The sequence below is a fragment of the Enterocloster clostridioformis genome (assembly GCF_020297485.1).
Taxonomy (GTDB): Bacteria; Bacillota; Clostridia; order Lachnospirales; family Lachnospiraceae; genus Enterocloster; species Enterocloster clostridioformis.
Window position 1 is genome coordinate 4,869,475 of the sequence record NZ_JAIWZC010000001.1, and the last position, 24,196, is coordinate 4,893,670.

The 24,196-nt window shown below is 51.7% G+C and carries 25 protein-coding genes and 2 pseudogenes; 19 read left to right on the forward strand and 8 right to left on the reverse strand.

Features of this window, described 5'->3' with window-relative positions; all coding sequences use genetic code 11:
• Positions 1-90 precede the first annotated feature (90 nt).
• Positions 91-1,269: an aminotransferase-like domain-containing protein gene (locus LA360_RS24345; RefSeq protein ID WP_057572122.1), complete on the forward strand. Its 1,179-nt coding sequence runs from the start codon at positions 91-93 to the stop codon at positions 1,267-1,269.
• A gap of 193 nt (positions 1,270-1,462) precedes the next feature.
• Here LA360_RS24345 and sdaAA read toward each other — a convergent pair whose 3' ends face one another.
• A complete protein-coding gene (sdaAA, locus tag LA360_RS24350; protein WP_057572123.1) occupies positions 1,463-2,377 on the reverse strand; it encodes an L-serine ammonia-lyase, iron-sulfur-dependent, subunit alpha in 915 nt (304 codons plus the stop codon).
• Positions 2,367-3,059, reverse strand: a complete 693-nt coding sequence (sdaAB, locus tag LA360_RS24355) for an L-serine ammonia-lyase, iron-sulfur-dependent subunit beta (RefSeq protein WP_022202974.1) — start codon at positions 3,057-3,059, stop codon at positions 2,367-2,369. The genes sdaAA and sdaAB overlap by 11 nt, the downstream gene beginning before the upstream one ends.
• Positions 3,060-3,258: 199 nt before the next feature.
• On the opposite strand from sdaAB, the gene LA360_RS24360 reads away from it, so the two are divergent.
• From LA360_RS24360 to LA360_RS24380, 5 genes are read left to right on the forward strand one after another with little or no spacing between them, the layout of a single operon-like run.
• Positions 3,259-4,143 (forward strand): LysR family transcriptional regulator, encoded by an 885-nt coding sequence (locus LA360_RS24360; RefSeq protein ID WP_057572124.1) that lies wholly within the window; start codon positions 3,259-3,261, stop codon positions 4,141-4,143.
• Between the two features lie 23 nt (positions 4,144-4,166).
• Positions 4,167-5,510: an ABC transporter substrate-binding protein gene (locus tag LA360_RS24365; protein WP_022202976.1), complete on the forward strand. Its 1,344-nt coding sequence runs from the start codon at positions 4,167-4,169 to the stop codon at positions 5,508-5,510.
• Positions 5,507-5,740, forward strand: a complete 234-nt coding sequence (locus LA360_RS24370) for a hypothetical protein (protein ID WP_146774929.1) — start codon at positions 5,507-5,509, stop codon at positions 5,738-5,740. Before LA360_RS24365 ends, LA360_RS24370 begins: the two co-directional genes overlap by 4 nt.
• A complete protein-coding gene (locus tag LA360_RS24375) occupies positions 5,676-6,503 on the forward strand; it encodes a PDC sensor domain-containing protein (protein WP_225537683.1) in 828 nt (275 codons plus the stop codon). The genes LA360_RS24370 and LA360_RS24375 overlap by 65 nt, the downstream gene beginning before the upstream one ends.
• Positions 6,504-6,545: 42 nt before the next feature.
• Positions 6,546-7,280, forward strand: coding sequence for a 2-phosphosulfolactate phosphatase (locus LA360_RS24380; RefSeq protein WP_022202979.1), 735 nt, complete (start codon positions 6,546-6,548; stop codon positions 7,278-7,280).
• Between the two features lie 11 nt (positions 7,281-7,291).
• Here LA360_RS24380 and LA360_RS24385 read toward each other — a convergent pair.
• A pseudogene (locus LA360_RS24385) lies at positions 7,292-7,893 on the reverse strand (substrate-binding domain-containing protein); the annotation flags it as partial.
• Here LA360_RS24385 and LA360_RS24390 point away from each other — a divergent pair.
• The 6 genes and pseudogenes from LA360_RS24390 to LA360_RS24415 all read left to right on the forward strand — a co-directional run.
• Positions 7,891-8,103: pseudogene (locus LA360_RS24390) on the forward strand (ABC transporter ATP-binding protein); the annotation flags it as partial. The pseudogenes LA360_RS24385 and LA360_RS24390 sit on opposite strands and share 3 nt — an antisense overlap.
• A gap of 102 nt (positions 8,104-8,205) precedes the next feature.
• The gene (locus LA360_RS24395; RefSeq protein ID WP_057572126.1) at positions 8,206-8,655 is read left to right on the forward strand and encodes a hypothetical protein; all 450 of its coding nucleotides are present in this window, start codon (positions 8,206-8,208) and stop codon (positions 8,653-8,655) included.
• A 115-nt stretch (positions 8,656-8,770) separates the two neighbouring features.
• Positions 8,771-8,941 (forward strand): hypothetical protein, encoded by a 171-nt coding sequence (locus LA360_RS24400; RefSeq protein ID WP_022202982.1) that lies wholly within the window; start codon positions 8,771-8,773, stop codon positions 8,939-8,941.
• Between the two features lie 106 nt (positions 8,942-9,047).
• Positions 9,048-9,299, forward strand: a complete 252-nt coding sequence (locus LA360_RS24405) for a hypothetical protein (RefSeq protein WP_022202983.1) — start codon at positions 9,048-9,050, stop codon at positions 9,297-9,299.
• Between the two features lie 127 nt (positions 9,300-9,426).
• A complete protein-coding gene (locus LA360_RS24410) occupies positions 9,427-10,137 on the forward strand; it encodes a response regulator transcription factor (RefSeq protein ID WP_002588219.1) in 711 nt (236 codons plus the stop codon).
• Positions 10,109-12,691: a sensor histidine kinase gene (locus LA360_RS24415; protein WP_057572127.1), complete on the forward strand. Its 2,583-nt coding sequence runs from the start codon at positions 10,109-10,111 to the stop codon at positions 12,689-12,691. The genes LA360_RS24410 and LA360_RS24415 overlap by 29 nt, the downstream gene beginning before the upstream one ends.
• A 533-nt stretch (positions 12,692-13,224) precedes the next feature.
• On the opposite strand, the gene LA360_RS24420 is transcribed toward LA360_RS24415, so the two are convergent.
• The 5 genes from LA360_RS24420 to LA360_RS24440 all read right to left on the reverse strand — a co-directional run bounded on the left by LA360_RS24420 (position 13,225) and on the right by LA360_RS24440 (position 18,414).
• Positions 13,225-14,970 carry an NADH-dependent [FeFe] hydrogenase, group A6 gene (locus LA360_RS24420; RefSeq protein ID WP_022202420.1) on the reverse strand — a complete coding sequence of 582 codons (1,746 nt, stop codon included), beginning with the start codon at positions 14,968-14,970 and terminating at the stop codon, positions 13,225-13,227.
• Between the two features lie 18 nt (positions 14,971-14,988).
• Positions 14,989-16,779 carry an NADH-quinone oxidoreductase subunit NuoF gene (gene nuoF, locus LA360_RS24425; RefSeq protein WP_022202419.1) on the reverse strand — a complete coding sequence of 597 codons (1,791 nt, stop codon included), beginning with the start codon at positions 16,777-16,779 and terminating at the stop codon, positions 14,989-14,991.
• 14 nt (positions 16,780-16,793) lie between these two features.
• Entirely contained in the window at positions 16,794-17,171 is a 378-nt protein-coding gene (locus LA360_RS24430; protein ID WP_022202418.1) for a (2Fe-2S) ferredoxin domain-containing protein, read from the reverse strand.
• 186 nt (positions 17,172-17,357) lie between these two features.
• Positions 17,358-17,915, reverse strand: coding sequence for a sensor histidine kinase (locus LA360_RS24435; RefSeq protein ID WP_022202417.1), 558 nt, complete (start codon positions 17,913-17,915; stop codon positions 17,358-17,360).
• Between the two features lie 4 nt (positions 17,916-17,919).
• Entirely contained in the window at positions 17,920-18,414 is a 495-nt protein-coding gene (locus tag LA360_RS24440; RefSeq protein ID WP_002588227.1) for an NADH-quinone oxidoreductase subunit NuoE family protein, read from the reverse strand.
• A gap of 213 nt (positions 18,415-18,627) precedes the next feature.
• On the opposite strand from LA360_RS24440, the gene LA360_RS24445 reads away from it, so the two are divergent.
• From LA360_RS24445 to pstC, 7 genes are all read left to right on the forward strand, one after another.
• Positions 18,628-18,975, forward strand: a complete 348-nt coding sequence (locus tag LA360_RS24445) for a DRTGG domain-containing protein (protein WP_002568570.1) — start codon at positions 18,628-18,630, stop codon at positions 18,973-18,975.
• A 96-nt stretch (positions 18,976-19,071) separates the two neighbouring features.
• On the forward strand, positions 19,072-19,494 hold the full coding sequence (locus tag LA360_RS24450) for an ATP-binding protein (RefSeq protein ID WP_022202416.1): 423 nt from the start codon (positions 19,072-19,074) through the stop codon (positions 19,492-19,494).
• A 30-nt stretch (positions 19,495-19,524) separates the two neighbouring features.
• Positions 19,525-20,919 carry a [Fe-Fe] hydrogenase large subunit C-terminal domain-containing protein gene (locus LA360_RS24455; protein WP_057572129.1) on the forward strand — a complete coding sequence of 465 codons (1,395 nt, stop codon included), beginning with the start codon at positions 19,525-19,527 and terminating at the stop codon, positions 20,917-20,919.
• Between the two features lie 58 nt (positions 20,920-20,977).
• A complete protein-coding gene (locus LA360_RS24460; protein WP_002588229.1) occupies positions 20,978-21,310 on the forward strand; it encodes a hypothetical protein in 333 nt (110 codons plus the stop codon).
• Positions 21,307-22,017: a PHP domain-containing protein gene (locus LA360_RS24465; RefSeq protein WP_089774994.1), complete on the forward strand. Its 711-nt coding sequence runs from the start codon at positions 21,307-21,309 to the stop codon at positions 22,015-22,017. Before LA360_RS24460 ends, LA360_RS24465 begins: the two co-directional genes overlap by 4 nt.
• A gap of 204 nt (positions 22,018-22,221) precedes the next feature.
• Positions 22,222-23,241: a phosphate ABC transporter substrate-binding protein gene (locus LA360_RS24470; RefSeq protein WP_022202413.1), complete on the forward strand. Its 1,020-nt coding sequence runs from the start codon at positions 22,222-22,224 to the stop codon at positions 23,239-23,241.
• Positions 23,242-23,306: 65 nt separating this feature from the next.
• Entirely contained in the window at positions 23,307-24,173 is an 867-nt protein-coding gene (pstC, locus tag LA360_RS24475; protein WP_057572385.1) for a phosphate ABC transporter permease subunit PstC, read from the forward strand.
• Positions 24,174-24,196 lie beyond the last annotated feature (23 nt).

Sequence of the window (24,196 nt, forward strand, 5' to 3'; positions counted from 1 at the left end):
AAAATTGTCTTGCATACAATTCTACTGTTGTTCGTGTCATTTTGCAAGTTTATAATGATACCATTATAAGCTTGACAAAGGAGTAGCAGTATGGAACATTTATTATCTGAGCGGATTAAATCCACACCACCGTCATTTATCAGAAGTATTTTAAAGACCGCGGCTGACCCGGAAATCATCTCGTTTGCAGGAGGACTGCCAAACCCGATATCGTTTCCCCAGGAGGAGCTTCTGGTATCCATGGAGCGCATCGTAAGGGATTACGGGAGCAGTCTGTTTCAATATTCCATCACGGCCGGGCTCCCGGAGCTCCGTCAGTATATAGCGGACCGCTACAACCGCAAATTCGGCCTTGCCCTTGGCATTGAGAATATCCTGATTACCACAGGGTCCCAGCAGGCCCTGGACCTTATATCGAAGGTTCTGTTAAATACAGGGGACGGCGTGATTGTGGAGAAGCCCAGCTATCTTGGGGCCATACAGGCATTTTCCCAATATCAGCCGGTTTTTTATCCGGTTGAGCTGACAGAGGAAGGGATGGATATTGGCCGGTTAAAGGATGCGCTGGATCATGACGTCAAATTCATATACGCCATACCGGATTTCCAGAATCCCACAGGACTCAGCTACTCAGCTGAAAACAGGGAGTGTATCCGGAAAGTCCTGACGGGGCGTGAAATCGTTTTAGTGGAGGACGACCCTTATGGGGAACTGCGTTTCGACGAGGGCGGACGTATTCCTTATATCGGGGCAGGCCGGCTGCCGGGCAGTATTCTGCTGGGGACATTTTCAAAGACTGTGACTCCGGGCATGCGCACCGGTTTCATGATTTGCGCCGATACAGAACTGCTGAAACATATTTCAGTGGCAAAAGAAGCCAGCGATTTACATACAAATATTTTCTCCCAGTATCTGATATGGGACTATCTGATGCACAATGACTATGATGCCCATATCGCCCAAATCAGGCGGCTGTATAAAGAGCAGGCGCAGGCCATGACAGAGGCAATGGACCGGTATTTTCCGAAGACAGTCAAGTATACCCGGCCCCGCGGCGGCATGTTTCTATGGGTGACACTGCCGGAAGGCGTCAGCGCGTTATCGCTGTTTCCAAAAGCCCTGGAGAAAAAGGTTGCATTTGTTCCCGGTGACCCGTTTTACATCAATATGGCCAATACCAATACCATGCGTCTGAACTACACGAACGCGGACTGCAGGATGATTGACGAGGGAATACGCAGGTTGGGGGAGTTGTTGAGGGAAATATAATAGGATACAGTAAAAACAGCATTATCATATAGCTGAAATCTGATTCTCTATCTTTATGAGGGCACAGCCAGTGCCATGCAGCCCACGGCGAGCACCTACTGGGGCGAAGGGAAACAGGAAAACGACGCCGGGGTGGGAGCGGGGGCACTCAGGCTTTACTGCGCGGGCACGGTATTTGCCGGAATATCCATCCTTATGGCCGGTTATTTCCAAGTCTGCGGCCGGGAGAGGAGTGACAGGGACAGGCCCCGCAGCCCAGTGCCTTTCCGGAGGGTGTGGCGGCGCATCCGCCCAGCGCTGTTTCACGTAGGTCAGGGGGCAGCTGCCTTCCCACACGGTACATGGCCATAAGCATTTCATCAAAGGGAATCAGCTGGCGTACCCCGCTCAGGGCCAGCTCTGCGGCGGTCAGAGCAACTGCGGCGCCTGCGGCATTCCGGCCCTGACACGGGCATTCCACCAGACCTCCGATTGGATCGCACACCAGGCCCAGCAGGTTCATGAGAACCGATGAGGCGGCATTGAGACACTGGTCCGCAGTTCCGCCCATGAGCTCCACTGCAGCAGAGGCAGCCATGGCCGAGGCAACCCCCGCCTCTGCCTGGCATCCGCCCACCGCGCCTGCCACGGTGGCGTTTCTCATGGCCAGGTAACCGATGGCGCTGGAGTTGAAGAGGGCGTCAATCACACGGGCATCGGAAATCGCGTATTCTTCCTGAAGGGCCAGAAGAAGACCCGGAACAATGCCGGAGGAGCCGGCTGTGGGGGCGGCCACAATGAGGCCCATGGACGTATTCGTCTCCAGGACCGCCATGGAATAGGAGATTGCTCTGGAGAGCACACTGCCGCAGATGGATGCTCCGCTGGCCCGGTGCCGGTCTGCCAGCCTGGCCTCACCACCAATGAGCCCGCCTATGGAGCTTTTCGGCTCGCGGATGGGGGTGGTGGCTGACTCGCGCATAATGGCAAGGGCATGGCCCATCTTTGCATATAATTCTTCCCGGCTGGTCTCAGCCAACGTGCATTCCCTCTGTTTCATGACATCTGAGATAGGACAATTTAGCTTTTGGCAGAGCTCCAGAAGCTCTTCTGCATTTTTAAAGTCCATTTTCATTTCCTCCCTTCACTGGTATGAACATCACATCCTGTACATCCGGATTTTCGTAAATACGCGTAATCATATGGTCCGGCAGGCACCCGTCAAATTCAATGATGCTGTACGCCGTGTCTCCCTTTGTTTCCCGGAACAGCTTCATGAAGGCAATGTTTACATACCCTTCGCTGAGGCAGCGGGTGATATGGGCCAGGACGCCCAGGCGGTCGTGGTGGATGATGATGAGTGTGCTGTACTCACCGGAAAAATCCACATCTATATGGTCAATGCGGCTGATCCGCACCTTCCCGCCTCCCAGGGATTCTCCCCGTACCGAGAAGGTGCGTCCGTTTAAACAGGTCATACGGATATCCACTGTGTTGGGGTGGGTGTCCGTATCTGTTTCATCGGTTATAAAACGGTAGGAAAGCCCACGTTCTTCCGCTATGGAAAACGCAAGGGGAATTCTTTTGTCGTCAGTGGAAAAGCCCATGATTCCTCCCAGAAGCGCCAGGTCCGTTCCATGGCCCTTGCGGGTTTTTGCAAAGGACTGATAGAGGGTAAATTCCACATGCGTAATGGGGCTGTCCGCCATTTTTCCGGCCAGCAGGGCAATGGAGCATGCGCCGGCCGTATGGGAGCTGGAGGGCCCTATCATTTCGGGGCCTAATACATCAAATATACTGATAAATGCCATATGTATTCCATCCTTTTCTTTTTTACAGCTGATAGTGCAGAGGCTGTCCATGTCTGCAATCCATGTCCGCATTCCCGTGTTTGAATCCGGGGAATTGACATCTGCGTAAGGGCATTGTATCATAAAGAATAAATAAATCAAATTCATGAATTTTATAGATATAATAAATTTAATTCATAGAAAATAGGAAGGTGGCTAAATGGAATTAAGACAGCTGCAGACTTTTGTGACCATCACCCAGACCGAAAGCTTTTCCAGGGCAGCGGAGATTTTAGGCTATACTCAGTCAGCCCTGACCGTTCAGATACGCCTTCTGGAAAATGAGCTGGGGGTAAAGCTCTTTGACCGCATGGGAAAAAAGGTTTACCTGACAGCGGCCGGCAGACAGTTTCTGGACCATGCAACCCAAATCATCCGGGATATTAACCGTGCCAGGGAATTTGCCAAAAGCGAGGAGGAACTGTGCGGTCCCATTCATGTGGGAACCCTGGAATCCCTGTGTTTTTCAAAGCTTCCCCGGATACTGAATTCCTTTCGTAGCCGCCATCCCAGGGTTCCGGTCAAGATTACTGCCTCCACGCCCAACCAGCTGATTGATATGATGGAGAGGAACCAGCTGGATTTGATATACATTCTGGACAGGCCAAGGTATAATGATAATTGGAATAAAGTGATGGAAGTCCGGGAGCCTATTGTGTTCGTGGCATCTCCCTCCTGCGGCCTTGGCGGGGACCGGGCAATCGGTTTGGAGGAAATCATGGACGAGCCGTTCTTCCTGACGGAAAAGAATGAAAATTACAGACGGGAGCTGGATTGTTTTCTGGAAACCCAGGGCAGGGCGCTGACTCCCTTTTTGGAAATCAGCAATACGGAATTCATCATCAGGATGATAAGGAAGAACCGGGGCATCTCATATCTTCCCCTGTTTGCGGTCCGGGAATATGCGGAAAACGGGGAGCTGACCATCCTTGATGTGGCTGATTTCAGGTTGACCATGTATCAGCAGGTCATTTATCACAAGAGCAAGTGGATGACAAAAGAGATGGATGCGTTTATCCGTATCACAGCCCAGGTTAATTTGTAAGGGGAACTATGGAAAGGGTTCAAATGAGTACAGAAGAAAATAACGGCCGGAGAGCCAGGGATAGAAAACATAAAAAGTGGCGGGAAGAAAGCTTTGGAACAGGGAAAACCTACAGCAGACCAGCCGGAAGGAGGATGTCAGCCAGCATCCTTCTTTCGGCTGTTTTGCTGTTTATGGTGACGGGCTGCAAAGCTGCGGCATCCCCTGCGCCCGGCAGCCCTCAGGAGGCGGATGTGAAAATCCGGGTGGTTTGTTCAGGAGGGGACGTTAAATGGAAGAACGGTATGGAGACCATGGCAGAGGCTTTCATGGAATCCAATAACGGCATCAAGGTGGAGCTGTATTTCATGCCGGAGGCAGAAAACCAGACGTATGAGGAGCGCCTGAAGGTGCTGGCTGCCCAGGGAGAGTTTAACGATATTGTGGAGCTGAGGGAGACAGATGCCCTTGTACGGGCGGGGCTTCTGGCACCCATGCCGGAAAAGGTGTATTCGCTGGTGGAAAACCCCGGTACCTGCGGCGGCATATGTTATGGAGTTCCCGGGTACAGCACCACCCTGGGGATGATTTATAATGCGGACATATTTGAAAGGCTGGGACTTTCCGTACCTCATACATATGAGGAATTTCTTCGGGTATGCGCCACCCTTAAGGCATCAGGATATGATGCCATTGCCCTGGGAGCCGCAGGTAACCTGCATATGAAATTCTGGGGGAATTATTTGTTCTGCAACTACATTGTGACAGGTGACGGACAGGTTTCCTGGACCAAAGAAAAGGCGGTGGAGATGCTGGGAGATTTCCGTGGCTTGTCCAGCCGGGGGTATATCAATTCCCGGTACAGGGCAGTGTCGGACCGTGAGACAGTCCGGGCCATATCTGCCAGGAAGGCGGTCATGGTGTATGCGGGACCGTGGATGCTGCCGCAGATAGAGAACCTGAATCCCCAGATTCGCCTGGGCTTCTTCTTTCTTCCCGGAAGGGACGGAACTGTCTATGCAATGGACGACAGAAGTGTGGAATGGGGTATCTCGTCGGTGACTGCCGGAAATGAAAAAAAGATGGATGCGTCTGTCCGTTTCCTTCAGTTTTACTATTCCGAAGGCGTGTATGAGAATATCTTGGAAATCATGAACGGGAACTCTGTGACAGTCCGCCGGGTGAACATGACGGACACGCCGGACCGGAGAATCATGGAGGCCGCTTATGAGGGAAAACCTGTGCATACAGAGCTTCTGCTTAAGGAAGCCCAGCCTACTGACGGTTTTATTGCCTTTTATGACCAGATGCTGGTTGAGACGTTGTGGGGCGGAAAATCAATATCATCCCTTGCAGAAGAAATGTTGGAACAATGGGAGGAGCCATGATGGAGAGAAGAAAGAGTTTATTAATCCGGATGACCATATCCTTTGTGCTGCTGGGCGTTGTGCCTCTTGCGGCTGCCGGCACAGCGCTGTTGGGCCATTTAAAGGACAATATGGAACGGGTTGTGCTGGACGACATGGGGCGCATGGTGAGCTATGGGGGCAAACATGCAGAAGAGATGGCGGAGGAATACAGCGGAGGAATACAGCGGCCTGACAAAATATATCTATGACGTTTCCACGGATGACGGGATGTTCCTGTACCAGATTTTAAAATCCCCCGGCCTTAGCCAGGAGGAAAGAAAGATGGAAATTACACTTCTTCTGAGCGATATGCTGGACTGGGACAGCCGGCTGCGCACCGTCTGCTTTATGGACCAGAAAGGGCGGATTTATTACGCCACCAGGAACGCACAGAAGATATTGGATGAGGACACGTTCCGGTATCGGACCGGCAAAGAGGATGAGGAAGGGAATTTTTCGGTCCTGTCCCCCCATTTGGATGACTATTTTCAGGATTCCGGTAATCAGGTCATTACCTTCCGGCGCAGTTATCAGGATATTACGTCCTTTATGACCATAGAAGATTGTCTGGGCTTCTTTTATGTGGATATAGATATAGGCAGGCTGTCGTCTGCGTTTTCTGATTTAGATATGGGATTAAGCGGCTCCTTTTATATCATGGACGATAACGGGGCATGCATTTACAGCGTGGATTCAGCCGGGACCGGGAAAGCAGCGGACAGCATGGCGTCCCTCATCCCTTCCATGAACCAGGGGACGGGCAGCCTGCTTAAGGACGGAAACTATGTGGTGTATGAACGTCTGGAACCGTATGGCTGGACCGTGGCCGCCAAGGTCCCACAGGACCAGGTTTTGAATATGGGGAGTACTATCCGGTATACAGCCGTATTCTTAGGAGCGGTATTTCTGGCGCTTTTATGTCTGTATTGCCATAACTATATTTCTTTGCATTTGTACAAGGATGCTGTATAATGGAAAAAAATAGGGCATCACCAGCAGCCAGGAGGAGACAGCATGGAAATCAGGATATTGGAATTGATTGAAGGCGCAAAGAAGGCAGAGGGGTTAACTGTTATCATTGATGTATTTCGGGCTTTTTCACTGGAGTGCTATCTGTACGCGCGGGGAGCGTCCGCCGTATTCCCGGCCGGGAGCGTGGAGGAGGCCAGGCGTCTGAAGCAGGCCCATCCGGAATATCTTCTTATAGGAGAGAGAGGAGGACGCAGGTGTGAGGGATTTGACTATGGTAATTCCCCGTCCCAGACCCGGGATGTGGATTTATCAGGGAAAAAAATCGTACATACCACAAGCGCGGGAACACAGGGAATCGTAAATGCCGTGCACGCAGAGGAGATACTGACCGGAAGCCTGGTGAATGCCAGGGCAGTTGCCGATTATATCAGCGGAAGGCAGCCTGAGACAGTATCATTGGTAGCCATGGGAAACGGAGGAGAAAGGACTGCAAGGGAGGATGTAATCTGCGCACGGTATATCAAATGTCTTCTTGAGGGCAGGACCTGTCTTATTGACGAGGAAATCCGCTCCCTCAGGACGGACGGCGGGGAGCATTTCTTCCGTCCCCAAACCCAGGAAATTTTTCCCCAGGAGGATTTCAGGCTCTGTACCAGGCGGGATATCTTCCCCTTTGTCCTTCGGGTGGAGAAACGGGAAAATGGAGGGCGTCAGGCATTGCCTGGCATGGGGAGGAATTTTGTACATTTGAGGATTTGGCAAGGTGTTCATGTTTAACAGCTGTGATATCATGTCCGGAATTCACCGGCAGCTATCTCCTCATCCAATAGCCGGATGAATTCTTTTAGCATGGTATTTCCCTTTACCCCTTTGTGGTACAGGCCGAATGCAAGAGGCGGTAGAAGGGAAGAAGGCTGTATCCAAGGCCTGCCCTTACCAGGGCCAATATGCTTTCATAGGTATCCACGAAGAAAAGCTCCGAAGGATGGCAGGAGGAGGAGACGCGGATTTGGGACTGGAGCACAGAGGGAGGCAGCCTGTGGGGCTCGCCCAGTACCATGGGGCCCTTTAGCTCATCCACATTCAGGCAGGTGCGCCCGGCATAGGGATGTCCGGTACTGCACACGCAGACCAGCGGTGTCCGGGCCAGCTCGTGGAATATGCCGATGGGCTTTTTCTGGTCATCCTGCTGGAAGCCGAACATGACGTGTATGCGCTCCTCCTCCAGAAGATTGGCCATGGACTTAAACGGAATCAGTTTCACAGAAGGGTGAAGGGCGGGAAAACGGCCTGCCAGTCTGTGTATGACGGGGGGAAGAAGATCCAGCTCTGACTGGTTGTGGCACCCCACGGTCAGGAACAGAAAGTCACTGCCTCCCATGCCCAGACGGTTTCCCTGGTGCAGGCCGGCATGGACGCCCTGATGAACGGGAGAACTACCTTTGTCATTGCCCACAGACTGTCCACCATCCGCAATTCAGACTGTATCATGGTCATGGAACAGGGCAGAATCATCGAACGGGGATCCCATGAGGAGCTGATTGGCAGAAAGGGAAAATACTATCAGCTGTATACGGGGAATTTCGAGGAAGCGGGTTAAGGAATCCAGGACCAGTTTATGTAAAGTTAATAATCATGTGGTATACTGATATCCGGTTAAAGATATTTTTAAGACTTGCTCTGGGACAGGAGGCGGAATCATATGAAAATGAGATACAGATTGGCTGCCATTACAGCCATGGCATCCATACTGGGCCTGACATTTCCTGCTTGGGCAGGGGAGTGGATAGAGGAGGAGAATGGGCAGTGGGTATACGAAGAAAATGAGGAACCCTTAAAAGGCTGGAACCGGATTAACGGAACCTGGTATTGTCTGGATACAGAGACAGGCGTATGGATTGAGAAGCCGTCCATGACAGCGGAGGCAGCCTGCCGTCTTCTGGAGAATAAGCTGGTGGAGATGGAAATGTACCAGGACGAAGAAGAACCTTTGCAGTTTAAGGTGGATTATGAGAACAGTAAAATGATTCAGGTTTCAGTTGGATATGAGGAAAAGCCGGATGTGTTCCACAGAATCAATACATATGAGATAGATAAGAAGAAGGGAACCGCGGACCCTGTGGTGGGAGAGAAGGAATTCTCTCTGCGGTAACAGATAACAACCATATAAAGTAAGAAAACAGAAACATCTTCCTGATGATATTCTGGTAAAATTAAATCATAAGCAAATGGTTTTAGTTTTTCAGTCATTACAGGGGGAATGAATCATGAAGCGAAATATAATATCCATTGCCGCCGCAGGCGTCCTGACCACGGCCGTGTCCGTCCTGGCCGCAGGAAGTCCTGCGGCCTTTGCCGTGCCCTTTAACGGTGTATCGGGAGAAGGATATCGGTGTGAATCCGGACTTTACAGATGGGATATCCCGGTTTGCTTATAGGGTGTTCCTGCCGCTGCTGCGGGACAGCCGGGAAAATATGAATTTTTTCCCGGTGAGCCTGTACTATGCCTTGGCATAGGCATCCGAGGGCGTGGGGGAGTTGGGGATGTGTTATGGGGGGTGTGATGACATGGTCCGCAGCACTTCCCTTTGTCTGGATGATCTCATTGACCAGCTTCCGGAATATCGGATGGAGCCGCTGACGCCGGAGGAATTGCAGGCAGGTATTCCGATTGAAGTTACGGGCCGGCTGAAGGGGATTTTCCTGTCCATGCTGAGCGAAGCCTTTACCAGTACCGTATTGAACACCATTTTGGGGGAGGCCCAGGAACAGCTGAGGCAGTGCCAGCCGGATTAGGCGGCAGTCACCCGTTGAACAATGTGTTTAGGAATGTTACAATAAGACTTTAGATATTCTTTTGTTTTTTGTGAAGGTTAAATTTTGTTTTAGTTGTTAGGATAAATAGCGTAAGGAGGAAATAGACATGAGTGGGGACCGGATTTTACTGGTAGAGGATGACAAAGAGATAAGGGAGGGCGTGGAAATATTTTTAAAGAGCCAGGGATATGAAGTATTCCAGGCAGCAGACGGAGTGGAAGGCCTTAAGGTGCTGGAGGAAAGAGAGATTGATCTGGCCATTGTGGATGTGATGATGCCGCGTATGGACGGTATTACCATGACGGCAAAACTCCGTGAAAAATATGACTTTCCTGTTATTTTCCTGTCAGCCAAGTCAGAGGAAGTGGATAAGATACTGGGCCTAAACATGGGGGCGGACGATTACATCACAAAGCCCTTTACCCCAATGGAGCTTATGGCCAGGGTCAATTCACAGCTGCGGCGTTACCACCGGTTTCTGGACCGTCTGAACTCTAAACAGGCTGAGAATCCAAAGGTCCACAGACTGGGAGGATTGGAGGTCAACGAGGAGACGGTAGAGGTGGCCGTGGATGACAAAACGGTCAAGGTAACCCCTATTGAGTTCAAAATCCTTCTTTTGCTGATACAGAACCCGGGGCGTGTATTTCCCGCGGAGGAAATTTACGAACGGGTGTGGAACGAAAGGGCAGTGAATACGGATACGGTCATGGTACACATACGTAACCTGAGGGAAAAGATTGAGGTGAATCCCAGGGAGCCCAAATATGTAAAGGTGGTGTGGGGAGTTGGATACAAAATTGAAAAGCAGCCATAGGCTGGGCATATTGATTATCATGCTGGCATTGCTTTTGGCATCAGCCAGTACCATAGGGTTATACCCCTATATGAAGACAAAGGCGGAGAGCTACCACAACAGGAGTTCCGTCCGCCAGTTCGAGGAGAGCAGTAATTTTGGAAACCTGGCAACCCAGGTTATGAATTTCAGTTATGAAATCTGGCATCTGAAAATGCAGGAGGATACAGGGCGGCGCCTGACTTATGCCCAGACATTCCTGCCGGGGCTGGAGGAAAAAATCCGCCGGCAGGAACCGAAAGACGAAGCAGCGGTGCAGCTGGGGGATGGGGAAGATGGGGGGCAAGTCACAGTCTACGACAGTGAGAATCCCTATGACGTATACTATTACCAGTCCATGCAGCAGACCATTGACAGAGCGGGAAGCGAATGGGAAAGCCTCTACAGGCAGTATTATTCCAGCCTGTCCTATGGGGTCCGTGAGCAGGATGGGACCTACGGACGCAGCAATGTGACGGAGCCAAAGGCGTTTTTCCGGGAACCCCTGAAGGATGACGAGATTCAGTTTACTATAAGCTTTAATTCCAGCGGCATACTGAAGGTCCAGGATATAAAGGGAAAACGGGATGAGGATATCATGCGCCTCAAGGAGTCATTGACCAGGTTTGAATTCTACGATCCCCTGGAGGTAAGACTGGCCAAGGGCTACCGTTACAGCGGCGTGGAATTCCAGGGACCCAGGGACATGACAGTAGAGTTCCGGTGCAGTCCTTCCCAAATGTTCGGCTATACGGATGCCAGGTTTGACAGCGGAGTTCAGCAGCTTACCCTCCGGGATTACCGTTTCAGCAACGGCTATTTTGCCATAGGCGCATCTGTGCTGGGATTGCTGGCAGTGCTGGCCCTGGCTCTGCCGGCTGTGAAACGGTTTGAAATTGGAAAGAGCGGCCTGTGCAGGCTGTCATTTGAGCCATTGAGCTGTATCGGAGTGGCCTGGATGGGCGTTATGGGCGACGGAACCATACCCATGGCTCTGATTGCCTCTACCATGGACGGCAGCTTGAAGAGCGAACTTTTGAGAGCGGATTTTCTTCCCTGGTCCGCGGATGTGATGGCAGTGGTCATTAATCTGGCATTCTGGATGGTCAGCTACGGAATGTTTTACTGGGGAATTACCTGTTACAGGGCTATCTTTTCCCTGGGGCCCTGGCGCTATTTCAAAGAGCGCACATGGCTGGGACGTTTCCTGCGGTTCATTAAGCGTTGGGCGTTTAATGCCTTCAATGTTTTTAATGAGACTGACTGGGAGCGCCGTTCCACCAGGATTATAGGCAAAGCCATTATTGCGAACTTTGTCATACTGACCATTATCTCCTGTCTCTGGTTCTGGGGAATCGGAGCCCTGGTGATTTACTCCCTGGTTCTGTTTTTCCTGTTGCAGAAATATTGGGGGCAGATGCAGCAAAAATATAATACGCTTCTGAAGGGTATCAATGAGATAGCAGAGGGAAACCTGGATGTGGAGATTCAGGAGGAGCTGGGAGTCTTTAACCCGTTTAAGGAACAGCTGAGCCGGATTCAGGAGGGCTTTAGGAAAGCAGTGGCCCAGGAGGTGAAAAGCGAGAGGACCAAGTCAGAATTGATTACCAATGTATCCCATGACTTAAAGACCCCTCTTACGGCGATTATCACTTATGTAAACCTGTTAAAACAGGAGAACGTGACAGAGGAGGAGAGAAAGTCCTATATACGGGTACTGGACCAGAAGTCCATGCGGCTGAAGGTGCTCATAGAGGACCTGTTCGAGGTCAGCAAGGCCAGCAGCGGTACGGTCAGCCTTCACCTGGAGAACGTGGATATTGTGAGCCTCTTAAAGCAGGTGAGGTTTGAGCTGGCGGATAAGATTGACGCCAGCGGGATTGAGTTCCGTTACAATCTGCCAGAGGAGAGAATCCTTCTTCATCTGGACAGCCAGAAGACCTACCGGGTATTTGAAAACCTGCTGGTGAATATAACAAAGTACGGAATGCCGGGCACACGGGCCTATATACAGGTGGTCAGGGAAGATGACGGCCATGTACTGATAACCATGCGCAACATATCAGCCAGAGAACTGGAGGTATCTCCGGAGGAGCTGACAGAACGGTTTGTCCGTGGGGATACATCCCGCAATACAGAGGGATCAGGACTGGGGCTTGCCATTGCCGGAAGCTTTGTGGAGGTTCAGGGCGGTACCATGAAGCTGGAAGTGGAGGATGATTTGTTCCGCGTATCCATCCGCTGGAAGACGGAAGAACCGGGCGGAGCCGGGCAGGAGCCCGGGAGGGAAGCGCGGGGAGTCTCGGAAGAACCGGGAGTGCCGGGGATGCCGGAAACGCCGGTAGCGGAAGGCGCGCCGGGAAAGACAGCCATGGATACGGAGAAAGAGAATGCAGGAGAGACACATGGCCGGGAATCGGAAACAGACGGCGACATTGACATATCCACAGCCGCATTTGACATGGAAGGAGTTGTGTGGGGCGCTGAGGAGGCGGAGGAGAGTAAGAAGGACAGTAAGACGGATAGAGAAGAATAAAAAAGATAGAAAAGAATGAATAAAAAACACCTCATGGGAATCCCTTTTACTAATATCACGGGCTGGCCTATGAGGTGTTTTTTGAAGACTGCTGCACAGTTTTTCGGAAAAGAGTTGCTGCTCTATGGGGGTGTTGGGGGAGAGATGGACAAAGTGGCGCCTACAGAGCATATACAACCCATTCCATGTCGTCCTCCGGGCGTTCGGTTCCGGATATACGGGCGTTTTTTTCGCGCCGTCCGGCATCCAAAAAGTAGCCCTGGCCTTTTTTGAAGCAGTTGCCTCTGATTTTTGTTCTACCCTGCCGCTGATGTGAAGAAGAGTGGCAATCTGTTGGGATGTCAGGCAATCGTGTTCTACCAGCAAATCCCAAATCCGTTTTTGACGTGCGGTTATGGTATCCTCCTGAAATGCAGCAAAACAGCGGATGCAGGGGCAAGCCTGCGGTCCGCTGTTTTGCATATATGTACATTGCTTGCAAAAACCGTTGAATATCTGTTTTTACGGAATACACATTGATTATGGTGTAGCGATTAGTGCTGGTTAATGCTCCTCTTTACATAGGTGGTGTGGAGCAGGTGGTGGGCTTTTTCGCTTCCGGGCTCTCCCAGGTAAGTAGCGTAGAGCTCCTTGATAGCAGGATTCTCATGGGACTTACGGATTGGGTTGGCTGTATCTATATCGTAGAGCACCTTTGCGCGCAGGCCGCGGATATCCGTGGTGTTGCGTACGTATCCGGGCTGCTGGGGCTGACCGCCGCCGTTTACGCAGCCGCCGGGGCATCCCATGATTTCGATGAAGTGATAGTTGGCTTCTCCGGATTTCACCTTATTTAACAGCTCCCTGGCATTGCCCAGGCCGGAGGCCACCGCAATCTTTACCTCCATGCCTGCCACATTGTAGGTGGCTTCCTTGATTCCCTTTGTGCCGCGGACTTCTGTGAAGTCCGGCTTAGGCAGCTCTTCGCCGGTCAGGGTTTCCACGGCAGTTCTCAGGGCTGCTTCCATTACGCCGCCTGTAGCGCCGAAGATAACGGCTGCGCCGGTTCCAAGGCCCAGAGGCGCGTCAAACTCTTCGTCCGGCAGGTCTAAGAACCGGATGCCTGCCTTCTTGATCATGCGGGCCAGCTCTCTGGTGGTGATGGAGATGTCCACATCCGGCATTCCATTTGCATCCTCGTCCTCACGGCCAATCTCAAACTTTTTGGCGGTACACGGCATTACACTGACACTTACGATGTCTTTTGGATCAATGCCTGCCTTCTCGGCATAGTAGGACTTGGCGATAGCGCCAAACATCTGCTGAGGAGATTTACAGGACGACAGGTTCTCTGTCATGTCCGGGAAATAGTGCTCGCAGTATTTAACCCAGCCGGGTGAGCAGGAGGTGATGAGAGGCAGTACGCCTCCGTTCTGTACCCGGTCAATGAATTCGTGCGCTTCCTCCATGATGGTGAGGTCTGCGGAGAAATTGGTATCAAATACCTTGTCAAAGCCCAGACGGCGCAGAGCTGCGGCCATCTTGCCTTCCACATCTGTGCCGATAGGCAGACCGAATTCCTCGCCCAGTCCCGCGCGTACAGCGGGAGCTGTCTGAACGATTACATGCTTCTTCGGGTCCGCAATGGCAGCGAATACGTCTGCTGTATAATCCTTCTCGGTCAATGCTCCGGTTGGACATACCGCGATACATTGTCCGCAGGATACACAGGAGGTTTCTCCCAGACCCATCTCAAAGGCAGAGCCAATGGAGGTAGAGAAACCACGGTTGTTGGCTCCGATGACGCCGATGCCCTGTACATTTTCACAGACTGCCACACAGCGGCGGCAGAGGATACATTTGCTGTTGTCACGGATCATGTGGGCGGCAGAGGTATCAATCTCGGACGGGGTAATCTCGCCGTCGTAATATCCTTCGTCGTCCACGCCCAGCTCGTGGGCCAGCTCCTGAAGCTCGCAGTGTCCGCTGCGGACACAGGACAGACAGGAACGGTTGTGGTTGGATAACAGGAGCTGTAATGTCTTCTTCCTGGAATCCAGTACCTTAGGTGTATTGGTATATACCTCCATGCCCTCCTCGGCGGGATAGACACAGGAAGTTACCAGTTTTCCATTTTTTAATTCTACTATACAGATACGGCAGGCACCGATCTCATTGATTTCCTTTAAGAAACACAGAGTAGGAATCTCGATATGTGCCAGTCTTGCTGCCTCCAGGATTGTGGAACCCTTGGGAGCGGTGACTGCAATGCCGTTGATTTTAAGATTAATTGTCTCCATCGTATATTCCCTCCCTCATTATTTCTTGTAGATAGCGCCGAATTTACATTTTTCCATACAAGCGCCGCATTTGATACACTTGTTCTGGTCAATGACATGTGGATTCTTGACAGAGCCCACGATTGCTCCGGCAGGACAGTTGCGGGCACACAGCGTACATCCGCGGCATTTGTCACGGTCGATGTTGAAGGAGAGAAGCGCCTTACATACACCAGCCGGACAGCGTTTTTCCTTGATGTGTGCCTCGTACTCATCGCGGAAGAAATGAAGGGTGGAGAGTACAGGGTTGGGAGCTGTCTGGCCCAGGCCGCACAGTGAGTTGGCCTTTACATAGTGACAGAGCTCCTCTAACTTATCCAGGTCTTCCATTACGGCCTGGCCCTTTGTAATCTTGGTCAGGATTTCCACCATACGCTTGGTGCCGATACGGCATGCGGTACATTTGCCGCAGGACTCCTCCACGGTGAATTCCAGGAAGAATTTGGCGATATCCACCATACAGTCATCTTCGTCCATGACAATCAGACCGCCGGAACCCATCATGGAACCAATGGAAATCAGGTTATCGTAATCAATGGGAATATCAAAATGCTTGGCAGGGATACATCCGCCGGAAGGTCCGCCGGTCTGAGCTGCCTTGAATTTTTTTCCGTTTGGAATGCCGCCGCCGATTTCTTCGATGACGGTGCGCAGGGTGGTACCCATGGGAACCTCCACCAGACCGGTGTTGTTAATCTTGCCGCCCAGTGCGAATACCTTGGTTCCTTTGGACTTCTCAGTACCCATGGAAGCAAACCACTCAGGACCGTTCAGGATAATCTGAGGTATATTTGCATAGGTCTCTACGTTGTTTAAGATACTTGGCTTTCCGAACAGACCCTTCTGTGCGGGGAATGGAGGCCTTGGCCTCGGCTCGCCGCGCTTGCCCTCAATGGAGGTCATAAGGGCGGTTTCCTCGCCGCAGACAAATGCTCCGGCGCCCAGACGCAGATCGATGTCAAAATCAAATCCGGTTCCGAAGATGTTCTTGCCTAAGAGTTCCATCTCACGGGCCTGCTCAATGGCTATTTTCAGACGTTCCACAGCGATGGGATACTCGGCACGGACGTAAATATAGCCCTGATTGGATCCGATTGCGTAACCGGCAATAGCCATTGCCTCCAGAATGGCATGGGGGTCGCCTTCCAGCACGGAACGGTCCATGAATGCGCCGGGGTCACCCTCGTCGGCGTTGCAGCATACATATTTCTGGTCAGCGTCGTTCTGCTTACAGAGCTTCCACTTAAGACCGGTTGGGAAACCGGCGCCGCCGCGGCCTCTCAGTCCGGCATCCAGCAGAGTCTGGATTACATCGTCCGGAGTCATCTCCGTGAGCACCTTGCCCAGAGCCTGGTATCCGCCTGTACCTATGTATTCCTCGATGTTTTCGGGATTGATGACACCGCAGTTGCGCAGGGCGATACGGTGCTGTTTCTTATAAAAGTCAGTGTCAATCAGCGCCTTGATGCCGCCGGTTGGGCTTACGGTCTCCTGATACAGAAGACGTGTCACCACACGGCCCTTTAACAGGTGCTCGGAAACAATCTCGGAAATGTCGTTTACCTGCACCATGGAGTAGAAGGTGGCATCGGGATATACAATCATGATAGGACCTAAGGCGCAGAGTCCGTGGCATCCTGTCTCTACAACAGCCACTTCCTCTTCCAGTCCCTGACGTTTGATTTCATATTTTAAAGCTTCCATAATCTTCGGGCTGCCGGAAGAAGTACATCCGGTACCACCGCAGACTAATACGTGTGAACGATACATCGTACTTTCCTCCTTTATTTGAGACCTTCAGCGCCCATGGTGTATTTCTCCACGGGATGGCCGCCAACCAGGTGGCGCTCAACCACTTCCAGGGCTTTGTCGGCGTTCATTTTCACATAAGTAATCTTATCCTTGCCAGGCTCCATGACTTCCACAATGGGTTCATACTGGCATAAGCCGATACAGCCTGTCTGGGTAACGGAAATTTTATTGGTAAGTCCTCTTTTCTGGACTTCGTCAGCAAGTGTATTCAGAACCGGCCTGGCGCCGGCAGCGATACCGCAGGTAGCCATACCTACAACCACACGGATATGATCGTGGTCTTCGGCACGCATATTGACCTGGCTCTGCATCTTTTCTCTGATTGCCTGTAATTCAGCAAGAGTTTTCATGTGCGATTAACCTCCTCGTTATGAGCACTTGGCGGCCGTCTTTTGGCCGCTTACGTGCGATACATGTCATCTCCGCTTGGTGAGGTGTTTCACGAACCTAGCGGAGTGGCTCGTTATGAGCACTTGGCGGCCGTCTTTTGGCCGCTTACGTGCGATACATGTCATGTTTGGTTTGACGATACCCCATTAAATCAGGGCACCTCCGTCAGTTTCCTGTTGATTCTCTTTCAGATATTCCATTATGTAAGCGGACACTTCGGGGGTGTTGAGCGGGATTCCTCCCAGAATCTCCCTCATTTCCCTGGTATCCAGGGTGAATGATGCATCGTTGTATGTATAGGTATAAAGAAAATCCGTATCTGGATGGTACACAATCAAGTTGTGTATGGTGGCGTTCATGTCGCCCAAAGGCATCCTGTCGATATGGGACAGTCCAAAGACTGCTGTTACGGTGGTTCCCTTACCTGGTTCCGACTCAATATGGAAGCTGCCGCCGGTGCTTTCCGCGGCATATTTGAAAAATGGAATCCCAAGCCCTACCTTCCTGGTGGTCCTGGTGGTAAAGAAAGGGTCCGTTACATGGGCTGTCTGTTCAGGCGTCATCCCGCATCCGTTGTCGGCTATGACAATGGTCAGCTTGTCAGCGCTTGTATCAGCGGTCACCAGGATGGTCACAAGCGAGGCGCCTGCCCGGGTGGAATTCTCCGATACATCCAATACATTCAGGGAAATCTCTGTCATCATAGGCTTAGTTGTACTTGGCTAAAATGCCTGGTATGTCATCGACAGTAAGCCTTCCGTATACCTCGCCGTTAATCATCATGACGGGCGCAAGTCCGCAGGCGCCAACGCATCGGCAGGAGTCCAGGGAGAATTTGCCATCTGCTGTGCACTCACCATTGGTGATGCCCAGCAATTCTTCCAGTTTCCTGAAGATTTCACCGGAACCTTTTACGTAACATGCGGTACCGAGACAGACAGATATCTTGTACTTACCCTTTGGCTGTAACGCGAACTGGGCATAAAATGTGGATACTCCGTAGATTTTTTCCAGCGGAATACCCATTTCATCAGATATCATGGTCTGCACTTCGATAGGAAGATAACCATAAATTTCCTGGGCCTTCTGCATAACCGGCATCAGCGCGCCCGGCTGGTCACCCAGCTCGGCAATCGCTGATTTCAGCGCTGCTTCCTGCTCAGGCGTCCCCATAAAGGGAACAGTTTGTTTTTTGCAAGCCATCTTTTATTACCTCCTCACTAGTTGTACATTGTGCAATGTATCAATATTTTATCACGTATAGAAAAAAAAATCTACCATTAGTGTGAAATTTCTAACGATAAAAAACATGTAAAAAAACGGAATTATATTGAAAACACACAAAATGGATGGTATGCTATAATGTACGGAAATGTGTACAATTGACAAGTAATGATAGTGAGGAGAGACAAGGGTATGACGGTTAAGGATGTAAGAGATGTATTAGGGGCCAGGGTACTGGCAGGAGAAGAGTTCCTGGATCGGGAGGTAAAGTCGGCCTGCGGTTCGGATATGATGAGCGATGTACTGGCATTTTCCAAAGACCACTCCGTACTTCTGACAGGTCTGTGCAATCCGCAGGTTATCCGGACAGCGGAGATGTTAGATATTGTCTGTATCATTTTTGTTAGGGGGAAGAAACCGGATGAATCCATGTTGGAGATGGCCAGGGACCGGGGCCTTGTAGTCATGGAAACGGGCCACCGCATGTTCTCTGCCTGCGGTATGCTGTACCAGGCCGGGCTGCACGGCGGGGCTATCTGATGCTCCCGGCGTCTGACTTTAGTGTGTCCCGGAATGGCTTAGGTTGTTCCGGCTGATACCGGGAGAAAATATATATAATAATGAAGGGAACCAATTATGGAGGAAGTAATTGTATTAACATATGACATATCAGCAGATGACTTCACAAGGGCAGGTGAAGCCAGCAGCGATGTGAAACGAAAACTGAAACAGATGGGCGTGAGCCCTGATGCCATCCGAAAGGTGGCCATAGCTATGTACGAAGGGGAAATCAACATGGTAATCCACGCCAAGGGGGGCGTCATTACCGTGGAGATTACGACGGAGAAAATTAAAATGATACTGGCCGACGTGGGTCCGGGTATACCGGATGTGAAGCTTGCCATGCAGGCAGGTTATTCCACCGCGCCGGATGAAATCCGTTCCCTGGGCTTTGGGGCAGGCATGGGACTGCCAAATATGAAGAAGTACTCGGATTCCATGGATATTGACACCAGAATCGGTGAGGGGACCACCATCACCATGGTGGTGAATCTGTAGAATGCGAGAATGAAAGAATGAGGTGGTAAGATGGATAAATTTTATCATTCCGTAAGGCTGGATGAATCCCTGTGCAAGGGCTGCATCAACTGTATCAAGCGGTGTCCTACGGAGGCCATCCGGGTGCGGGGCGGCAAGGCCAGTATCAATAATAAATTCTGCATTGACTGCGGTGAGTGCATCCGGGTTTGTCCCCACCATGCAAAGCTTGCGACCTATGATAAGCTGGATGTGATGAAGAAGTATAGATACACGGTGGCCCTTCCGGCCCCATCCCTGTACAGCCAGTTCAACAACCTGGACGATGTGAACATTGTGCTTAACGCGCTGCTGCTTATGGGCTTTGACGATGTGTTTGAGGTCAGCGCCGCTGCTGAGCTGGTCAGCGAGGCTACCAGGCAGTACATATCGGAGCATGAGGAACAGCTGCCTCTAATCAGCACGGCCTGTCCGTCTGTGGTGCGTCTGATTCGGGTCCGTTTTCCCAACCTGATTCCCCATCTTCTTCCCATCAATCCGCCGGTGGAGGTGGCGGCTGTTCTGGCCGTCAGAAAGGCCATGGAGGACACGGGACTGCCGAGGGAAGAGATTGGCATTATGTTCATTTCACCCTGTCCCTCCAAGGTGACCTATGTAAAGTCGCCTCTGGGAACGGAGAAGAGCGAGATTGACCAGGTGCTGGCCATCAAGGACGTGTATCCCAAGCTGCTGGCCTGCATGAAGACTGTAGTGGGAGAGGACTATCCTGTTATCGGCACATCGGGAAAAATCGGAATCAGCTGGGGACACAGCGGAGGAGAGGCCAGCGGCCTTTTTACGGAAAATTACCTGGCGGCGGACGGCATTGAGAACGTGATTCGCGTGCTGGAGGACATGGAGGACCAGAAGTTCACCAATCTGCGGTTTGTGGAGCTGAACGCCTGCAACGGCGGATGCGTGGGCGGCGTCCTGACTGTGGAGAATCCATATGTGGCGGAGGTCAAACTGAAACGTCTCCGCAAATACATGCCTGTGGCCAGGAGCCACATGCACGAGAGCGAGGAGAACGTAATCAAATGGACCACCGACGTCCAGTATGAACCCGTTTTCCGCCTGGGAAACAACATGATGGAGAGCTTTTCCAGACTGAACCAGGTGGAGCGCCTTATGAAGAAGTTTCCGGGTCTGGACTGCGGTTCCTGCGGCGCCCCTACCTGTAAGGCCCTGGCAGAGGATATTGTCAGGGGGGATGCCAATGAGACGGACTGTGTTTACTATCTGCGGGAAAACCTGCACAAGCTGTCGGAGGAAGTAGCTGTGCTGGCAGACGACCTGCATAACGGAGACAGAGGGGGACAGGAGACACTGCGTATCCTGAAGGAATATATACAGAGAATCTCGGACGAGATGTCCGTGCTTGACAAGAAGGATGAGGATGAAGATTGAAAGCGCCGCAGGCCGGAGTTCCGGAAATGACGCCGCTTTGTGAGCAGAGGAGGATTTTATGACAGTTCAGGAATTGATTGACAAACAGATATTCGGCGTAGTGAACCTGGGTGACAGCCCGGACCGGCAGATTACGGTTCCGTTTTGCTGTGACCTGCTGAGCATTGCCATGGGACGCGCCCCGGCAGGCTGCGCGTGGGTGACCGTGATGGCCAACATGAATACCCTGGCAGTGGCGGCCCTGACAGATACGGCCTGTGTTATTCTGGCGGAAGGCGCGGTTCTGGATGATGCTGCCAGGAAGAAAGCCCTTGACCAGGAGATAACGGTGCTGTCAACGGATATGCCTGTCTTTGAGGCGGCCCTTAAGATACACGGTATGATGTCATGATGAATCTGGCTTATGACCTGCATATCCATTCCTGCCTGTCGCCCTGCGGGGATGGTGATATGACGCCTGCCAACATTGCGGGCATGGCGGCTTTAAAAGGATTGGACATAGTTGCCCTTACAGACCACAATACATGCCGCAACTGTCCGGCTTTTATGGCGGCTGCCGCAGAGTACGGTTTACTGGCAGTGCCCGGCATGGAAATCAATACGTCTGAGGAAGTCCATGCAGTGTGCCTTTTCCCCACATTGGAGAAGGCACTTGATTTTGATACCTATGTTTATGACAGACTGATTAAATTTCCTAATAAGGAAGAGATATTCGGAAAACAGCAGATTTACGATGCCCGGGACCAGGTGTGCGCCTCAGAGCCCAACCTGCTGATTAACGCAACGGAAATATCCTTTGACAGTCTTTGGAACCTGGTCCGATCCTATGACGGCGTCATGTTCCCGGCCCATGTGGATAAGACGGCCAACAGCCTGATTGCAAATCTGGGCTTCATACCTCCGGACAGCTGTTTTAAGACAGCGGAGGTCAGGGATCTGAAGAAACTGCATCAGCTGAAGCGGGACAATCCGTATCTGGAGCAGTGCAGGATTATCAGCAATTCGGATGCCCATTATCTGGAGCATATCAATGAACCCAACCTTACCATACAGGTGGAGGAGCGGTCTGCTGAGGCGGTGGTGAGGGCTCTGCTGTAGGGATGGCAGCTTTTTGCGGCAGGTATTTTGCGAAATGGCTGAGCTTTTCGGAGCCCGTCCCATGGCGGCGTCATGCCCATAGAAAATAGCAATAACAGATTGTAAATTCATAGAAAAATTAAATTTGAGCCCCTTGGTCATATGTGCTATTCTTGACTTGCAAAAAAAGTCCAATTTTGGAATAAATGACAATGGGAGGAAAAAATGAAAAAATTTTTAGCAGTAGTTACATCCATGGCCATGGCACTCAGCCTTCTGACTGCCTGCGGCTCTAACGCGGCATCAACTGAAACAACAACAGCTGCCGCCAGTGAAGCGGCGTCTGAGAAGGAGACTGCCGGAAAAGAGGCGGAGGAGTCAGAGTCCGCGGCGGAAACAGCCGGGGCAGATTCCACGCAGTTCCAGTCATCCATACTGTTCTGCGGTTCCACATCCCTGTACCCAATCCTGTCATCCCTGGCATCTTCCTTTACTGAGAAGTATGTGACCTGGGATGCGGTGGATTCGTCCTTCCCGGACTCCAATATCTCTGTTTACGTGGCTCCGGGCGGCTCCGGCGTGGGAGTGAGCGCTGCCATTGACGGCACGGCTGATTTCGGTATGCTGGCCAGAGATATCAAGGACTCTGAGATTGAAGCCCTGGGAGAGCATTACCAGGAGTTTGTGGTGGCAAAGGACGCCCTTACTGTGTCGGTCAATGCTGAGAATCCAATCTGCGGCATCATGGACGACATGCCGGCTGAGACCATCCGCCAGATTTTTGCAGGTGAGATTGCTACCTGGGACCAGGTGGATTCCACTCTGCCCGCTGAGACCATCAATGTCTATATCCGCGATTTATCCGGCGGCGCTTATGAGGTGTTCCAGAAGAGTGTCATGGGTGACAGCGAGGTGACTGCGTCCGCAACCCAGTCCGCGTCCATGACAGAGCTGGCCACCAACATTGCCGGAGACAAATGGGGAATCGGCTATGCGGGATTCGGCGCTTACAATAAGGCCAATGCGGACGGACAGGTATTGACTGCCATGAAGGTGGACGGAGTGGAGGCCACGGCTGAAAACATTATAAGCGGCGCGTATACCATCCAGAGACCGGTTATGTTTGTTACCGGCGCAGAGATTACCCCGTCTGAGCAGGCATTTATCGACTACATCTTCTCACAGACAGGATATGACGTGGTGGAAGCCAACGGATACATACCTGCATTTACACCTGAAGCTTGATTGACGTCAGGGAAAACGCCGGGAAAACCGTCAGGGAAATATTCCCTTGAAATGGAGTCAAACCAATGAATAAACAGCTGAATGCATTATTCTCAGTTCTGATAAGGGCCCTGACCGCCCTGACCGTGATGGTCCTGGCCTTTGTCATATACTTTATTGTCAAGGAGGCACTGCCCACGTTCGACGAAGTGGCAGTGCCTGATTTCCTGTTGGGCCAGAGATGGATGCCCATTGCCTACACAGGGGAGCCGTCCTTTGGCATTTTCAATTTTATAGCGGCTACGCTCTATGTATCCCTGGTGGCAATGGTCCTGGCTGTGACAGTGGGGCTGGGAGCCGCCATTTATCTTTCCTGCGTTGCCACGGAACGGATGCGGGGAATCCTCTATCCCTTTGTGGACCTTTTGGCCGGTATTCCATCCGTGATATATGGCTTCATGGGCCTGACCCTTATGGTCAAGCTTTTCATCAGGGCCGGAGTCCACACCGGGTCCTGCGTCCTTGCGGCCGGAATCCTGCTGGCCGTTATGCTGCTTCCTTTTCTGATATCCTCCTGCAGCGAGACCATGCTGAAGGTAAGGAAACGGTATCAGCCCGCCGCGGACGTCCTGGGTATCTCCAAGTGGCATATGGTGGCAACCATTGTCCTTCCGGGGTCGTGGAAGAACATACTGCTGTCCATGATTTTGGCCATCGGACGGGCCATGGGGGAAACCATGGCAGTGATGATGGTCATTGGAAATGCGAACCTGTTCCCCTCCCTGCTTGGAAAGAGTGAGAGCATTGCCTCAGTGATTGCGCTGGAGATGGGAACAGCGGTGGTGGGAAGCACTCACTACCACGCCCTGTACGCGGCGGGACTGGTACTGATGCTCCTGTTGTTCCTTATCAATTCCGTCATCACCCTGCTGCGCGGCAGGCTGGAGCAATAGGCCGGAACAAGAAGACGGAATAT

Excerpts from the sequence above, each read along its gene's own strand:
- LA360_RS24365 (WP_022202976.1), top strand. The coding sequence starts at position 4,167 with ATGAGTACAGAAGAAAATAACGGCCGGAGAGCCAGGGATAGAAAACAT.
- LA360_RS24450 (WP_022202416.1), top strand. The coding sequence starts at position 19,072 with ATGGAGGAAGTAATTGTATTAACATATGACATATCAGCAGATGACTTC.
- LA360_RS24455 (WP_057572129.1), top strand. The coding sequence starts at position 19,525 with ATGGATAAATTTTATCATTCCGTAAGGCTGGATGAATCCCTGTGCAAG.
- LA360_RS24395 (WP_057572126.1), top strand. The coding sequence starts at position 8,206 with ATGAAAATGAGATACAGATTGGCTGCCATTACAGCCATGGCATCCATA.
- LA360_RS24465 (WP_089774994.1), top strand. The coding sequence starts at position 21,307 with ATGATGAATCTGGCTTATGACCTGCATATCCATTCCTGCCTGTCGCCC.
- LA360_RS24420 (WP_022202420.1), bottom strand. The coding sequence starts at position 14,970 with ATGGAGACAATTAATCTTAAAATCAACGGCATTGCAGTCACCGCTCCC.
- LA360_RS24370 (WP_146774929.1), top strand. The coding sequence starts at position 5,507 with ATGATGGAGAGAAGAAAGAGTTTATTAATCCGGATGACCATATCCTTT.
- LA360_RS24400 (WP_022202982.1), top strand. The coding sequence starts at position 8,771 with ATGAAGCGAAATATAATATCCATTGCCGCCGCAGGCGTCCTGACCACG.
- LA360_RS24470 (WP_022202413.1), top strand. The coding sequence starts at position 22,222 with ATGAAAAAATTTTTAGCAGTAGTTACATCCATGGCCATGGCACTCAGC.
- pstC (WP_057572385.1), top strand. The coding sequence starts at position 23,307 with ATGAATAAACAGCTGAATGCATTATTCTCAGTTCTGATAAGGGCCCTG.
- sdaAA (WP_057572123.1), bottom strand. The coding sequence starts at position 2,377 with ATGGACTTTAAAAATGCAGAAGAGCTTCTGGAGCTCTGCCAAAAGCTA.
- LA360_RS24410 (WP_002588219.1), top strand. The coding sequence starts at position 9,427 with ATGAGTGGGGACCGGATTTTACTGGTAGAGGATGACAAAGAGATAAGG.
- LA360_RS24430 (WP_022202418.1), bottom strand. The coding sequence starts at position 17,171 with ATGAAAACTCTTGCTGAATTACAGGCAATCAGAGAAAAGATGCAGAGC.
- LA360_RS24360 (WP_057572124.1), top strand. The coding sequence starts at position 3,259 with ATGGAATTAAGACAGCTGCAGACTTTTGTGACCATCACCCAGACCGAA.
- LA360_RS24345 (WP_057572122.1), top strand. The coding sequence starts at position 91 with ATGGAACATTTATTATCTGAGCGGATTAAATCCACACCACCGTCATTT.
- LA360_RS24445 (WP_002568570.1), top strand. The coding sequence starts at position 18,628 with ATGACGGTTAAGGATGTAAGAGATGTATTAGGGGCCAGGGTACTGGCA.
- nuoF (WP_022202419.1), bottom strand. The coding sequence starts at position 16,779 with ATGTATCGTTCACACGTATTAGTCTGCGGTGGTACCGGATGTACTTCT.
- sdaAB (WP_022202974.1), bottom strand. The coding sequence starts at position 3,059 with ATGGCATTTATCAGTATATTTGATGTATTAGGCCCCGAAATGATAGGG.
- LA360_RS24405 (WP_022202983.1), top strand. The coding sequence starts at position 9,048 with ATGTGTTATGGGGGGTGTGATGACATGGTCCGCAGCACTTCCCTTTGT.
- LA360_RS24375 (WP_225537683.1), top strand. The coding sequence starts at position 5,676 with ATGCAGAAGAGATGGCGGAGGAATACAGCGGAGGAATACAGCGGCCTG.
- LA360_RS24440 (WP_002588227.1), bottom strand. The coding sequence starts at position 18,414 with ATGGCTTGCAAAAAACAAACTGTTCCCTTTATGGGGACGCCTGAGCAG.
- LA360_RS24435 (WP_022202417.1), bottom strand. The coding sequence starts at position 17,915 with ATGATGACAGAGATTTCCCTGAATGTATTGGATGTATCGGAGAATTCC.
- LA360_RS24380 (WP_022202979.1), top strand. The coding sequence starts at position 6,546 with ATGGAAATCAGGATATTGGAATTGATTGAAGGCGCAAAGAAGGCAGAG.
- LA360_RS24460 (WP_002588229.1), top strand. The coding sequence starts at position 20,978 with ATGACAGTTCAGGAATTGATTGACAAACAGATATTCGGCGTAGTGAAC.